12 protein-coding genes are annotated in these 13118 nt (G+C 70.9%); 2 read left to right on the top strand and 10 right to left on the bottom strand.

Annotation, left to right across the window (positions count from 1 at the left end; translation table 11 throughout):
* Positions 1–133 precede the first annotated feature (133 nt).
* Together ACFY3I_RS37595 and ACFY3I_RS37590 are read right to left on the bottom strand one after the other, a co-directional pair.
* The gene (locus ACFY3I_RS37595; RefSeq protein ID WP_390865470.1) at positions 134–451 is read right to left on the bottom strand and encodes a hypothetical protein; all 318 of its coding nucleotides are present in this window, start codon (positions 449–451) and stop codon (positions 134–136) included.
* Positions 452–479: 28 nt separating this feature from the next.
* Positions 480–1307 (bottom strand): glycoside hydrolase domain-containing protein, encoded by an 828-nt coding sequence (locus ACFY3I_RS37590; protein WP_390865469.1) that lies wholly within the window; start codon positions 1305–1307, stop codon positions 480–482.
* Positions 1308–1676: 369 nt separating this feature from the next.
* On the opposite strand from ACFY3I_RS37590, the gene ACFY3I_RS37585 reads away from it, so the two are divergent.
* Positions 1677–2051, top strand: a complete 375-nt coding sequence (locus ACFY3I_RS37585) for a hypothetical protein (RefSeq protein WP_390865468.1) — start codon at positions 1677–1679, stop codon at positions 2049–2051.
* Between the two features lie 98 nt (positions 2052–2149).
* Here the strand turns inward: ACFY3I_RS37585 and ACFY3I_RS37580 are convergent, their stop codons facing one another.
* From ACFY3I_RS37580 to ACFY3I_RS37570, 3 genes are all read right to left on the bottom strand, one after another.
* Positions 2150–2473, bottom strand: a complete 324-nt coding sequence (locus ACFY3I_RS37580; protein WP_390865467.1) for a hypothetical protein — start codon at positions 2471–2473, stop codon at positions 2150–2152.
* Positions 2470–3102 (bottom strand): SigE family RNA polymerase sigma factor, encoded by a 633-nt coding sequence (locus ACFY3I_RS37575; RefSeq protein ID WP_390865465.1) that lies wholly within the window; start codon positions 3100–3102, stop codon positions 2470–2472. The genes ACFY3I_RS37580 and ACFY3I_RS37575 overlap by 4 nt, the downstream gene beginning before the upstream one ends.
* A gap of 79 nt (positions 3103–3181) precedes the next feature.
* Positions 3182–3628: a hypothetical protein gene (locus ACFY3I_RS37570; RefSeq protein WP_390865464.1), complete on the bottom strand. Its 447-nt coding sequence runs from the start codon at positions 3626–3628 to the stop codon at positions 3182–3184.
* A gap of 404 nt (positions 3629–4032) precedes the next feature.
* On the opposite strand from ACFY3I_RS37570, the gene ACFY3I_RS37565 reads away from it, so the two are divergent.
* The gene (locus ACFY3I_RS37565; protein ID WP_390865463.1) at positions 4033–4668 is read left to right on the top strand and encodes a hypothetical protein; all 636 of its coding nucleotides are present in this window, start codon (positions 4033–4035) and stop codon (positions 4666–4668) included.
* A gap of 47 nt (positions 4669–4715) precedes the next feature.
* Here the strand turns inward: ACFY3I_RS37565 and ACFY3I_RS37560 are convergent, their stop codons facing one another.
* The 5 genes from ACFY3I_RS37560 to mfd all read right to left on the bottom strand — a co-directional run bounded on the left by ACFY3I_RS37560 (position 4716) and on the right by mfd (position 13109).
* The gene (locus tag ACFY3I_RS37560; RefSeq protein WP_390865462.1) at positions 4716–5138 is read right to left on the bottom strand and encodes an Imm1 family immunity protein; all 423 of its coding nucleotides are present in this window, start codon (positions 5136–5138) and stop codon (positions 4716–4718) included.
* Positions 5139–5209: 71 nt separating this feature from the next.
* The gene (locus ACFY3I_RS37555; protein WP_390865461.1) at positions 5210–5713 is read right to left on the bottom strand and encodes a hypothetical protein; all 504 of its coding nucleotides are present in this window, start codon (positions 5711–5713) and stop codon (positions 5210–5212) included.
* A complete protein-coding gene (locus tag ACFY3I_RS37550) occupies positions 5713–8016 on the bottom strand; it encodes a DNRLRE domain-containing protein (RefSeq protein ID WP_390865460.1) in 2304 nt (767 codons plus the stop codon). The genes ACFY3I_RS37555 and ACFY3I_RS37550 overlap by 1 nt, the downstream gene beginning before the upstream one ends.
* Positions 8017–8256: 240 nt before the next feature.
* Entirely contained in the window at positions 8257–8943 is a 687-nt protein-coding gene (locus ACFY3I_RS37545; protein WP_390865530.1) for an HNH endonuclease family protein, read from the bottom strand.
* Between the two features lie 632 nt (positions 8944–9575).
* Complete coding sequence (mfd, locus tag ACFY3I_RS37540; RefSeq protein ID WP_390865459.1) at positions 9576–13109, bottom strand: transcription-repair coupling factor; 3534 nt, start codon at positions 13107–13109, stop codon at positions 9576–9578.
* Positions 13110–13118: the final 9 nt, after the last annotated feature.

Raw genomic sequence — 13118 nt, 5'->3', positions numbered from 1 at the left:
TGACCTGCTTGACCACTTGCCTGCCCGCTGCTCTCGAACCCTTGCCGTGTGTCCCGTCGCTCCCGGTCCGCCCTGCCGTGCGACCCGAAACCCTCGGGACCTGCCGTGCGACCCGCTCCCGCCCCGGACGGTGTCAGGGCCGAGCCGCCCGGCGGGGCCAGGCCGTCCACGCGTGCACGTAGGCCCCGGCGGTGGACAGCAGGACGAGCGCCAGGTCGGCCGCGAACAGGAGACCGTGGCTGTCCGCCGGGGACAGCTCCACATCGGTGACCCAGGCCGCCAGGACCGCGCTGAATCCGGCGAACGCCCGCCAGTCGGCACGGGACCGCCGGCGGAGGGCGAGCACCAGGGAGGGGACGTTGCACAGCAGCCCCAGACTGACCAGGGGCAGCAGGGCGAACCCGGCACGCCCCACCGTTCCGCGCGGCACCCGCGAGGCGACGAGCTTCATGTCCCGCTCCCTGACCGCTCGGGCGGACTCAGCCGACGATGGCGACGGGCGCGTCCCACGCGTCGCGGTCCACGGTGATCGTGTAACCGCCGCGCGACTCCTTGCTGTTGACGATGTACTGGTGCGCGCGGCTGTGGTCGGTGTACTGGGTGGACCCCCACGGCCAGTCCGAGGTGGTCGTGTAGTGCTTGTCCCACAGCGCGTACCAGAGGTTGCCCGGCAGGTCCGTCTTGTCGGTCGCGGTGGCGACGGCCTTGGCGCTGGAGCTGGTGAACCCGTAGTAGCCACTGCGGTAGATCTTGGCCCGCAGCGTCTTGGAGAAGGAACGCACGTACGTCAGCACGGCGTTGTTGCACGACGTGTTCGTGGTGTCGTACGACTCCATGTCGAGGTAGATCGGGCTGCCGGCCTTCATGCCGAGCGCCGACGCCTTGGCCGCCGCGTCACCGGCGTCGCTCACGCCCAGGGAGGCGGCGTTGGAGGCGGTGAGCTTCTCGGGGTTGGAGCCGCTCTGGCAGGGCGGCTGGGCGCCGACGTAGAGCGGGATGAGCTTCCAGCCGAGGGAGTTGACCGACTTGACCCAGGAGGCGGTGAGGTTGGGCTGGCTGCAGCCGCGGTTCTTGCCGCCGACGTAGACGGCGGCGGCGCCGTAGAGGCCGCCCTTCCATGCCTTCATGGCGTTCAGCGAAGGCGCCGCGCAGGTGTCGAAGGCGTGGCCGGTGTACGTCTTCTGCGCGGGCCACACCGTGGCCGCCATGGAGGTCTGCGCCGCGATCCCGGCTCCCGCGACGACGGCCGTGCCGGCCACCGCCCACGTGATGTACCTGCGCCTCCTGGACTGCCGGTGCTCGGCCATCCCCCACCCCTTCGTACGTACGGCTTCCGCGTACGCGTCTGAGCGGCGCACGGCCACGTCTCGCGACGGCGTACGCCCGCTGAACCCTGTGAATCCTCTGAGCCCCCGAGACGGCGCGACGGATTGGTGATGACACGTCAACGCGGCGCCGCAGAGGCATCGCACAGTAGCCGACTCCACCACCAAGATCGGGAAACCGCGGTCCCAGGCCGCCCCAGGATTTGCCAAAGACACAGCAAAGCCACAGGGAACGGCGAACGCCCCCGGACCCCCGGCCGCCTCGGCGACATCCGCTCACGGTGTCGGCGCCATGCTCTAGCCTGGCGCCGCACCCTGCGCCTCCGCTGCGGGGGCGGGAAAGAGGGCGGGATGGAAAAGCGTCTCGAGGCCGGCTGGTTCCAGCGAATAGCGTGGTCGGTTCTGGCGTGGGGATCCCTGGGCCTGTTGGTCTGGGTGCCGTTCCTGTACGCGGCGATCCGCCGCGGCCGGGGGTCGGACTGGGGCGCCGTCGCCTCGTTCGCGCTCTACGAGGTGGTGACCCTGACGTGGACGGCCGTCGTCCACACCGACGACGGCGATCCGGTGCTGGGCATCGTGGTCCTCCTGGCCCTGCTGACGGCGACGGGCATGCTCCTGTTCGCCCTGTTCGACAAGCGGACGCCGAGAGCGCAGAGGCAGGTCCAGGCGCAGGGGTACGGCACGATGGCGCCGCCGCCGGTGACGGGGAACCCGTACCTCCGCTGAACCCACCCACCTGTCGGCCGCCTTCGCCGAACTCCTCGGACAGCCCACGTCCCTGCGCCGGTCCCCGGTGGCCGCCGCGCAGGACGACCGCGCGCGGCCTACGGCCCGGACGCGACGGCGGAGGGTGTGGAGGGGACCGGGCGCGGGTCGTCGGAGGGCGGGGCGACGGTGGGACTGGAGTGCTGCGCCGGCGGTGCCGGGCGGGGGCGGTCCGTGGTGTGGGAGGACAGCAGGAGGACGACGGCGGCCGCGGCCGCCGCGGTGGCGGCGACGGTGACGGACAGCACCCGCCGGATCCGCCGTGTACCCCAGGCACTTCCGGTGGGCGGGCCGGCCGGTGACAGGTCGTGGGCGCTGATGAGCTGCCCGCGTGCTTCCAGCGCGGCGCGCAGCCGTTCCTCGATCGGTGCCCGGCTGTTCATCGGTCCACCTCCAAAAGCTTTTCCAGGGTGTCGAGCGCGCGGCTCGCGGTCGACTTGACGGTGCCACGGGACACGCCGAGCGCCTCGGCGATCTGCGCCTCGGTCAGGTCTGACCAGTAACGCAGGACCAGCACCTCGCGCTGGCGCGCGGTGAGTCGGGCCAGGGCGTCGAAGACCTGCCGGTGCTCCTCGGCGAGCAGCAGCCGTTCGTCGACCGGTGCCCCCGGGCCCTGGTGGGGCGGGGTGTAGGTGCGCGCGGTGCGCCGCCGGCGCAGCACCGAGCGGGCGGCGTTGAGCACGGCGGTGTGCAGGTAGGCGTGCGCGTCCTGGAGGTCGTCCAGGCGTTCACCGTGCCGGCGGCAGACGGCGGCGAAGGCGTCCTGGACGACGTCCTCGGCGGTGTGCAGGTCGTCCACCAGGAAGGTCGCCAGCCGGACCATGTCCAGCCGCCGGGTCCGGTACAGGTCGGCCAGCGTGGGCGCGTCCCTCTCGCCGTCCCGGTCGGCCACCGGACGCAGAGGCCGGAAGCGCCGGCCGGCATGCGGCGCGCCCGACGCCGGGTCGGGGGAGGTGGTCCGGGCGCGGCGCAGTAGCCGGGCCCACCAGGGCAGGGCAAGGGTGAGCTGCATCGTCCTCGTTCACATCAGGGATACGGCGGGGCCGGCGCGCGTCCGGCCCCGCCACACTCATGGTCGGCGACTCAGCGGCTCAGTGGCCCGTGGTGCCCGGGTAGGGCTTGCCGTTCTCGTCACCCGGAACCGGGACCGGGACCGTGTCGCCGCCACTGGAGGCGTGCTTACCCGGGGTGGAGGGGACGGGCTTCGGGTAGGGCTTGCCGTTCTCGTCACCGGGGACCGGGGTCGGGTCGCCGGCAGAGGTGTGCGTACCCGGGGTGGAGGGGACGGGCTTCGGGTAGGGCTTGCCGTTCTCGTCGCCCGGGACCGGGGTCGGGTCGCCGGTGCCGGAGGCGTGCTTGCCCGGGGTGGAGGGGACGGGCTTCGGGGCGTCCGGTGCCGACTTGGCCGGGTGCGCGTGGCCGGCGGTGGCCGCCTGGGCGGCTATGCCGCCGCCCACCACCAGGGCGAGACCGGCGGCCGAGCCCAGCACCCAGGTGCGCAGGGAACGGTTCGACTTCTTGGCGCGGGAATGCCGCATGGGAAACGACTCCAAAGAGTTCAGGGACAACGCTGACAGGTCGGGCGGCGCCGGGACCGTGGATCGCGCCCCGGAAACCGCCTTTCACCCCACCAGACGTGCGGCCCCACCCGGGGTTGTCGCCCCCCGCGAGAAATCTTCGGCGGCACACCGCGGGGTCGGCCGCCGCGACCTGGCGCGGCGGTACACGCCGGGCAAGGCGGCCGGGCGTCGCCTGACCGGACGTCGCTCGACCGTGCAGGAGTCCGCCCGGACCGCGAAGTACCTGACCGGACCGGACGAGCCTCAGGTCCACCGCCGGACCCCTTCACGTCGCTGGACGAGGCCGGCCCGCCGGCGCAACCGGTCCCGGCACTAGATTCCCTGTGGCCAGCCTCGACCGAAGCGAGAGTGAAGGAACGCGGATGAGCGTGATGGGGGTCTGGGTGGTCGGAGTCCTGGCGGACGACGCCGTCGAGGACGCGCGTCGCCGATTCCCCGACGCGGCAGGCGTCCACGGCACGTGGCCGGTGTCGGCCGCCGACATGAACCCCTGGTGCGAGCCCCTCGTACCCGCGGAACTGCTCGACGGGTCACCCGCGCGACAGTCGCACACCGACGAAATCGCGCGCTTCGCCGACGCGGTCCACAGAGTCCGGAACGAGGGGACCGAGGTGGACGAGTTCCAGGACCACCTGCTGCACACGGTCCCGCAGCAGGAGGGCGAGGAAATGTTCTGCGCCGCCGTACCCAGGGGTGACGGCGCGGCGGCGCTCCTGTGGGGACTCGGCCGCGACACGGCGCTCCGATTCCCGGGCTGTTGCGGGCAGTTCCTGTTCGACGCCGCCCAGGTACGGGCCGCGCTTCCCGCCGCCGAACAGGCGCTCGCCCTTCACCCTCCGCGTCGGGCCCACGTGTCCGCCCGGATCCGACTGTGGCTGGACGAGATGGCCGACGACCCGAACCGCGACATCGACGAACTGATCGACGCCCCACTTCGGGTGCTGCGTCACGCGGCGAGCACGGGAGTCGGCGCGGCCGGACTCACCCTTTGGTACTAGCGGAAACCTCTGGAGGCCATGGCCCCCGCTCCCCTCCCGTGGGAACCTCAGAACTCTTCCTTTTGCCATTCGATGCACGTCGGAACCCGACCGCCATTGCCGAGAAACTCCTTCACCGCCTGACGGACAAGACCGACAGGAATTTCGGAGCCCGGCATGAACTCCCGCACATGCCCGAGGAGCATGTATTCGCGTATGCCGCGATCCACCGAGCCTTTCGACACGTAACCTTCATCGACCGAGAGGGTCAGAGCGCCCACCTGGGTGACCCTGTCGACGCCAACCGCCAACTCGTGGTCTCGGTATCCCGATGGCAGCGTGGGGCGATCAAGCGAATAGACCACGGCGCAATTACGGTCGTGCCGCCCGTCCAGCAAGACATCGATGAACGAGTCCACGTCATCCGCACTGACGAGCAGAGCCCGAACTCTGCCCCGCTCGGACTGAAACTGCACATCGAGCACCTCCATCGCCGTCCTATCGCCGCGCTAGCACACTGAGACAAAGCCCTCGCGTCTGCCGTTCAGAGCCGCGGAATCGGCTATGCGCTCTCACCGTCCACCACGTAAAGGCAGAGTTCCACGGGTGTGTCATCGGGGTGGACGTGCTCCACTCCGATGACCAGGTGGACGTCGGCTACTTTCCATCCCTCGCTATGGACGAAGAAGTAGTCATCGCGGTCGAGGACCACGCTCTCCGCCTCCACCTGGTATTCCCGGCCGAGTGCGGCGGCCAGCCGACTGCTCAGCTCGCCGCACTCACGGATCGCGGCCGCGTACTCATCGGCCACCACAGCATCGGACTCCGCGCCGGCAGACCACTGCGCGAGGGTGGCACCGAGGACCACGCTCTCGTCCTCGGACTCGATGCCCAGGGCCAGTCCTTCTCGCAGCAACCGCTTCGGATAGGGCAGCGTGACCGAACCGGTTGGCTGCCAGCCCGAGCCGACGAGCACCCCTGAAATCCGCTCCGCGCTCCAAGGCCGCTCGAACCGGGTGGCTTGACCGACCAGCTCGCAGGCTGGATCAAGATCGATCTTCTGCATCACTTCATCCCTACTGCCGACACATGAAATACGCGCAACGTGCCATTCTCCACTTCCTCCGGAAAACGTTCTCGGAGGACAGCTAGGTAAAAGGCGGCTCCACCCGGGTTTGAGACGGCATAACGAACACCGCTTCCACCCAAATCGGCATTCAAGTCGAGCAGCCTTCGTGCCTGATCGACTGTCGTTCCCTCATCGAACACGGTGCGACTGTGGGACGGATTGTATCGGCTCTTGCTCCAGCCGTTCGGATCGTCGTTGCCCGTCCATTTCGCCTCGACAAGGTATCCGTCAGGACCGGGGCCACCATCAACCTTCGTCAGTCCACCGTTGTGCTGGAACCACTGCTCCTCGTCCGACCCCGTCGCGTGCTCCTGATACCTGAAACCTACGTTGGCGTTCTTCTGCCCCTCGGTAATCGGGTACCTGCCCTGCAGAACGGGACAACTGTCGTTGTGCACCAGGACCGGCGTGTCCCCAGCCTCCACATAGTACGTATGGAGGCTGCCGATCGTGAGGTCGTACGTCGTGGTGTGGGCGTGGTGGAGGCGTACGCCCGTGATCTCGGCCGTGCCGGTCGGGGTCTGGAGGACGTCGCCGGTTCTGAGGTCCTCGGCCTCGACGAACGCCGACCGGTCGACGGCGTTGTCGGCCGGGAACTGCTCGTACAGCTGGGGCGCGGTGTTGCCGGTGTAGGTGACGCGGAGGTGCGGACCGAGCGTGGGGTCGTTGAAGGAGCCGAACTGCTTCCAGTGCAGGGCGTCGCTCGTCGAGGCGTAGACCGCGAGGCCGTAGTCGGCGGTGGTGCCGCTGAACCATCCCTGGATGGCGGACGTGGACAGCGGGACCTGGAGCCAGTCGCCGACGGTGCGGTCGGCGGCGGTGTTGGCGCAGGCGTTGGGCACGCTGGGGGTGAGGTTGCCGATGGAGGAGCCCTTGGCGGGACCCGGGTAGGTGGTGACGCCCTCCGGGGTCCAGTTCTGGGTGACCAGGGCGACGTCGAACCGCTCGGCGGTGCAGGTGGCGGCCCAGGTGTCGAAGATGTCGAGGTGGGACTCGGTGACGGTGGCACCGCTGGCGTCCCAGGCGGTGTCCCAGTGGTTGACGAAGCTGATGGCGCTGTGGGTGCCGGAGTCGTAGGAGCCGACCTTGATGGTCTGCTCGTAGGAGTGGTCCTGGGCGGTGGCGCCGGATTCGGCGTAGGTGGTGGTCCAGCCGTCGTCGACGGTGACCGGGAAGACGCGTCGGGGGCTGTGCAGCCAGTCCTCGTCCAGGGTGATCCGCAGCGCGTAGCCGCCGCCGGTGCGGACGAGTTCGGTGGTGACGGCGTGGGTGGTGGCCGGGTCGCCGGAGCGCGGGTCCACCTTCGAGTCGAAGGCGTACGCCGGCGGTATGCGCTCGACGGTCCTGCCGGCCGGGTCACGCAGGTCGGTCCAGCCGTTCCGGTGCTGGACGGGCGTGAGGCCCTTGAGGCTGAGCGGGAAGGTCCAGGAGTTGCCTGCGGCCGCGGAGTCCAGGACCACGGACTCCTTCACGCCGGTGGCGGTGGGTGAGAGCGCGAGGTCGGTGCCGGCCAGGACGTCGTGGTACGTGACGGTGGAGCCGTGGGCGGTGCCCTTGACGGGGGCGGCGCCCTTGAGGGCGTAGGCGACGCGGTGGCCCTTGCCGTCGGCGAGGGAGGCGAGGGCGGGATCGGTGGCCTCGGCCGCGAGGTCGACGCCGAGGGAGTTGGCCTTCTCGTGCCAGCGGCCGTCCGGGCCGGCCCGCACGTCCACGTCGATGGGGGCCCATCTGCCCTTGCCCACCTGGTAGTTCACGGGGCTGAGGTACATCTCGCGGGTGGTGCTGCCGTCCGCGTTGGTGTAGACGGTCGCGGTGCGGGTCGACTTGGTGGGGCTGCGCTTGCTGGTCCTGGCGTCGAAGTGGCCGCCGCCGCTGCGGCCGCGGGCCGGCCGGGCGTGGTGCGCGTGGTAGGCCGACAGCTCACCGCGGCCCTTGCCGGGCTCGTGGCCCTTGCCGCGGTGGGCGGCGGTCGCCTCGGCGGGGACGTGGTGCGCGCGGCCGGCGGCGGTGCCGGACTGCTGGTGCGGCAGCCTGCCCCAGTGCGGGTCCTCGAACCACGACGCGAGCGACTTCAGGCTCAGGGAGGGCAGTTGAACCGCCGTCAGCTCCATTCCCTGCGCCGCGGCCTGCTGGGTGGTCATGGTCAGCGCGAGCCCGACGAGGGCAAAGAGCGCGGCACAGCGCCGCAGCCGTCGGGTGCGGCGGGCGGAGCGGGCACGGCGGGGCGACCGGAGGCGCACGGGATGACTCCAACAGGCAGGAGCGGCGACAAAAGCGAAGCGATCTTGGCTGCTGTGAACATCCTGTGGACAGAGAGCCTGGACGACCCTCGGGCCGACCTTGACCAGTGGCTACCGAACCCGCGTCATCTCACCCGACCCATCCCTTTTGATCTTGGGTGATTCCTTGCGTCCCTTCCACAGTCATTACCCGAAACCGTTATGCACCTGTGCCCGCGCACACGTTTGCCCGCCCCGCCCTCAGGACGCGCGGAACCGGGACGGCGCCTTCGTCGGGTTACCGCCCGCGGGCAGCTTCTGGCCCGGGCAGCTCGCGAGGACCTTCTTCATCGCGGCCTTCTCCGCCGCGGTCACCCACAGCCCGTACTTCTTCTTCACCGCCACCTGGGCCGCGACATAGGTGCAGCGGTAGGCCTTGGCGGGCGGCAGCCAGGTGGCCGTGTCGCCGTCGCCCTTGCCGCGGTTGGCGCTCGCGTCGACGGCCAGCAGATTGAGCGGATCGTTCGCCAGGGCTATGCGCTTGCTGGCGTCCCAGTACTTGGCGCCCGTCTGCCAGGCGTCCGAGAGGGCGACCATGTGGTCGATGTCGACCAGGCTGCGGCCCCGCTTGTAGGTGATGTCCTTGCCGGAGTAGGGGTCCGGGTCCAGCACACCGGAGGACACCTTGCAGTCCCCGTCGGTGAACTTCACGTCCTTCAGATCGCGCTTGAGTATGTCGTCCCGCGTGTCGCAGGAGTTGGAGTCGGTGTCCGCCCAGGCGGAGCCGAACTTCCCCCGGGTGTAACCGGTCTTCGGTGCCCGGCCCTTGACGGTCAGCGCGTCGGCGGCGGTCAGCGCCGCTCCCCCGCCCCCGCCACCGCCGGTACCCGGGGCTCCCGGGCTCCCCTTGTCCTGGAGGTCCTTGCAGCCGGCCACGGCGAACACCATGACGACGGCGATGACCGCCCCACCCCTCAGACGCGCCACGTGCGCCCCCTCTTCCTGTCTCCTTCCGCCCCCGAGCGGGCGGATCTGTGCCGGCTCACGGTATCCGCCGCGCGGTTCCCGCCGGATGCCCCCCAAAGGGGCGTACGGCAACCAACTTCCCCTTTTCACGACCTCATTCACGCATCGGGAGAAGCCAGGGCAGTACGTCCGCGCGCCCGCTCACACCACACGGCCGTCGCGCGCCGTACCGAACGCCTTGCCGTACCGCACGTTTTGCCGCTCCACGGCCCGCCAAACCGCCGGGCACCGGCCGGCACCGCCTGAACACCGGTCACCGGCACCGGCACCGGCAGGCAGGTGCCACCGGACGACAGCGGGTGCGGGCCGACCGGCCGACGGCGGGCGGGCGGTGGCGGCGGGCGGGGGGCGGGTGTCGGGCGGCCGACGGCGGGTGCCGGGCGGCCGGCCGTGGTCAGCGGGCATCGGGCATCGGGCAGGCAGGCGTGGGCGAAGCCGTGGCTCTCGTGCCGGCGAGGCCTCTCGTGCCGGCGAGGCCGGCCCACGCGCCGAGAAAAGGCGGCGCTGTCGCCGTGCACCGGGCCGGGGCCGCACGAGGCCCCGGCCCGGACGCCCTACGACCCCAGAACCGACGCCAGGAACTCGCCGACCCAGCTCAGCAGCTCGCGCCCCACCAGCGGCTTGCCGCCCACCTTCGCGGTCTTCGGGCGCGGCACCAGCACCTGGTGGGCGGCCGGCTTGATGACCGTCCCCGGGTACAGACGCTTGAGCCGCAGCTCCTGCGACTCGCGCAACTCCACCGGCGCGAAGCGGATGTTGGTGCCCTGCAGGACGATCTCGCCGACCTCGCAGGCGCGGGCGAGCATGCGCAGCCCGGCGACGAGCAGCAGGTTCTCCACCGGCTCGGGCAACTTGCCGTAGCGGTCGGTGAGTTCCTCGCGGACCGCCCGGATGTCCTCCTCCGAGTTGGCGGAGGCGATGGCCCGGTAGGCCTGCAGGCGCAGCCGCTCGCCGGGCGCGTAGTCGTGCGGGACGTGCGCGTCGACGGGCAGCTCGATCTTGACCTCGAGCGGCGGCTCCTCCTCGATCTCGCCGGTCTCCAGCTGCCGCCGGTAGTCGGCGACCGCCTCGCCGACCATGCGCACGTACAGGTCGAAGCCGACGCCCGCGATGTGCCCGGACTGCTCGCCGCCGAGCAGGTTTCCGGCGCCGCGGATCTCCAGGTCCTTCATCGCCACGTACATGCCCGCGCCCATCTCGGTGTGCTGGGCGATGGTCGCGAGCCGTTCGTGCGCGGTCTCGGTGAGCGGCTTCTCCGGCGGGTACAGGAAGTACGCGTACCCGCGCTCGCGGCCACGGCCGACGCGGCCGCGCAGCTGATGCAGCTGGGACAGGCCGAAGGTGTCGCCGCGCTCGACGATCAGGGTGTTGGCGTTGGAGATGTCGATGCCGGACTCCACGATCGTCGTGGAGACCAGCACGTCGAACTTCTTCTCCCAGAAGTCGACGACGACCTGCTCCAGCGCCGACTCCGACATCTGGCCGTGGGCGGTGGCGATCCGCGCCTCGGGGACGATGTCGCGGAGCCGGGCCGCCGCGCGGTCGATCGACTCGACCCGGTTGTGGATGTAGAAGACCTGGCCCTCGCGCAGCAGTTCACGGCGGATGGCCGCGCCGATCTGCTTCTCCTCGTACGGCCCGACGAAGGTCAGCACCGGGTGCCGCTCCTCCGGGGGTGTGGTGATCGTGGACATCTCGCGGATGCCGGTGACCGCCATCTCCAGGGTGCGGGGGATGGGCGTGGCCGACATGGTGAGCACGTCGACGTTGGCCCGCAGCTTCTTCAGCTGCTCCTTGTGCTCGACGCCGAAGCGCTGCTCCTCGTCGACGATGACCAGACCCAGGTCCTTGAACCTGGTCTCCGAGGCGAACAGCCGGTGGGTGCCGATGACGACGTCGACCGCGCCCTCCCTGAGCCCCTCCAGGGTGGCCTTGGACTCGGTGTCGGTCTGGAAGCGGGAGAGCGCCTTCACGCTGACCGGGAACTGCGAGTACCGCTCGGAGAACGTGCCGAAGTGCTGCTGCACCAGCAGGGTGGTGGGCACCAGGACGGCGACCTGCTTGCCGTCCTGGACGGCCTTGAAGGCGGCCCTGACCGCGATCTCGGTCTTGCCGTAGCCGACGTCGCCGCAGATCAGGCGATCCATGGGGATCGACTTCTCCATGTCGTCCTTGACCTCGGCGATGGTGGTCAGCTGGTCGGGGGTCTCCGCGTACGGGAAGGCGTCCTCCAGTTCGCGCTGCCACGGGGTGTCCGTGCCGAACGCGTGCCCCGGGGCCGCCATCCGCGCGCTGTACAGCTTGATGAGGTCGGCGGCGATCTCCTTGACGGCCTTCTTGGCGCGCGCCTTGGTCTTCGTCCAGTCCGCGCCGCCGAGGCGGTGCAGGGTGGGCGCCTCGCCGCCGACGTACTTGGTGATCTGCTCCAGCTGGTCGGTCGGGATGTACAGCCGGTCGCCGGGCTGGCCGCGCTTGGCGGGGGCGTACTCGACGACCAGGTACTCGCGGGTGGCGCCCTGGACGGTGCGCTGCACCATCTCGATGTAGCGGCCGACGCCGTGCTGCTCGTGGACGATGTAGTCGCCGGGTTCCAGGGTGAGCGGGTCGATGGTCTTGCGGCGCCGGGCGGGCATCCGGGCGCCGTCCTTGCCGGCCGCCTTCTGCCCGGAGAGGTCGGTCTCGGTGAGCACGGCGAGTCTGAGCGCCGGGTCGACGAAGCCGTAGTCGATCGAACCGCAGGACACGTGCACGACCGAGGGGCTCAGCTCGCCCAGGTCGACGTCCAGGCGGGCCGCGATGCCCTCGCCGCCGAGCACCTCGACGGTGCGGGAGGCGGTGCCGTGGCCCTCGGTCACGTACACCGTGCGCCAGCCGTCGGCCAGCCAGCCCTTGGTGTCGGCGAGGGCCTTCGCGGTGTCGCCGCGGTAGGTCTCGGTGGCGTGCATGCCGAGCTTGAGGGTGTCGGCGGACAGCTCCTCGTCGGCGGCGAACGGCGACACCGACCACCACATCATGTCCAGCTCGCGGGCGCGGTCGCGGACGTCCGCGATGGACCACAGGGAGGCCGCGCCGACGTCGATGGGTGCCTCGCCGCCGCCCGCGGTGGCCGCCCAGGACGCCTGCAGGAACTCCTGGCTGGTGGCCACCAGGTCGGCGGCGCGGGTACGCACCCGCTCCGGGTCGCAGACGACGGCCATCGCGCCCTTGGGGACCACGTCGAGCAGCAGCTCCATGTCGTCGACGAGGACCGGGGCGAGGGACTCCATGCCCTCGACCGCGATCCCCTCGGCGATCTTGTTCAGCAGTTCGCCGAGCTCCGGGTGGTGTTCGGCGAGGTCACGCGCGCGCCCGCGGACGTCCTCGGTGAGCAGCAGCTCGCGGCAGGGCGGCGCCCACAGGCCGTGCTCGGCGACCTCCAGGGAGCGCTGGTCGGCGACCTTGAAGTAGCGGATCTCCTCGACGTCGTCGCCCCAGAACTCCACGCGCAGGGGGTGTTCCTCGGTGGGCGGGAAGACGTCCAGGATGCCGCCGCGTACGGCGAACTCGCCGCGCTTCTCGACGAGCTCCACGCGCGCGTAGGCGGCGGCCGCGAGCGCTTCCACGACCTCGTTCAGATCGGCGCTCTGCCCGGTGCGCAGCGCCACCGGCTCCAGGTCACCGAGGCCCTTGACCTGCGGCTGGAGCACGGAGCGTACGGGCGAGACGACGACGGAGACCGGGCCGGCCCCGGGATCGTCGAGGCTCGGATGGGCGAGGCGGCGCAGCACGGCCAGGCGCCGGCCGACGGTGTCGCTGCGGGGGCTGAGCCGCTCGTGCGGGAGCGTCTCCCAGGACGGGTACTCCACCACGCCCTCGGACGGCAGCAGGGTGCGCAGGGCGGCGGCCAGGTCCTCGGCCTCGCGGCCGGTGGCGGTGACCGCGAGCACCGTGCGGCCGGTCTCGCGGGCCAGGGCGGCGATCGCGAAGGGGCGGGCCGCGGGAGGGCCGACCATGTCGACGTGCATGCGGTTGCCGTCCGCCGCCGCCTTGATCGCTTCGGCGAGTGCGGCGTCCTTGACGACGGCGTCGAGCAGACCGTGCAGGCTCATTCAGGGCGG

Source organism: Streptomyces sp. NPDC001068 (assembly GCF_042897315.1).
Lineage (GTDB): Bacteria > Actinomycetota > Actinomycetes > Streptomycetales > Streptomycetaceae > Streptomyces.
This window is presented reverse-complemented; position numbering and strand designations above follow the sequence as displayed.

Excerpts from the sequence above, each read along its gene's own strand:
- mfd (WP_390865459.1), bottom strand. The coding sequence starts at position 13,109 with ATGAGCCTGCACGGTCTGCTCGACGCCGTCGTCAAGGACGCCGCACTC.
- ACFY3I_RS37555 (WP_390865461.1), bottom strand. The coding sequence starts at position 5,713 with ATGCAGAAGATCGATCTTGATCCAGCCTGCGAGCTGGTCGGTCAAGCC.
- ACFY3I_RS37570 (WP_390865464.1), bottom strand. The coding sequence starts at position 3,628 with ATGCGGCATTCCCGCGCCAAGAAGTCGAACCGTTCCCTGCGCACCTGG.
- ACFY3I_RS37560 (WP_390865462.1), bottom strand. The coding sequence starts at position 5,138 with ATGGAGGTGCTCGATGTGCAGTTTCAGTCCGAGCGGGGCAGAGTTCGG.
- ACFY3I_RS37590 (WP_390865469.1), bottom strand. The coding sequence starts at position 1,307 with ATGGCCGAGCACCGGCAGTCCAGGAGGCGCAGGTACATCACGTGGGCG.
- ACFY3I_RS37580 (WP_390865467.1), bottom strand. The coding sequence starts at position 2,473 with ATGAACAGCCGGGCACCGATCGAGGAACGGCTGCGCGCCGCGCTGGAA.
- ACFY3I_RS37545 (WP_390865530.1), bottom strand. The coding sequence starts at position 8,943 with ATGGTGTTCGCCGTGGCCGGCTGCAAGGACCTCCAGGACAAGGGGAGC.
- ACFY3I_RS37595 (WP_390865470.1), bottom strand. The coding sequence starts at position 451 with ATGAAGCTCGTCGCCTCGCGGGTGCCGCGCGGAACGGTGGGGCGTGCC.
- ACFY3I_RS37565 (WP_390865463.1), top strand. The coding sequence starts at position 4,033 with ATGAGCGTGATGGGGGTCTGGGTGGTCGGAGTCCTGGCGGACGACGCC.
- ACFY3I_RS37585 (WP_390865468.1), top strand. The coding sequence starts at position 1,677 with ATGGAAAAGCGTCTCGAGGCCGGCTGGTTCCAGCGAATAGCGTGGTCG.
- ACFY3I_RS37575 (WP_390865465.1), bottom strand. The coding sequence starts at position 3,102 with ATGCAGCTCACCCTTGCCCTGCCCTGGTGGGCCCGGCTACTGCGCCGC.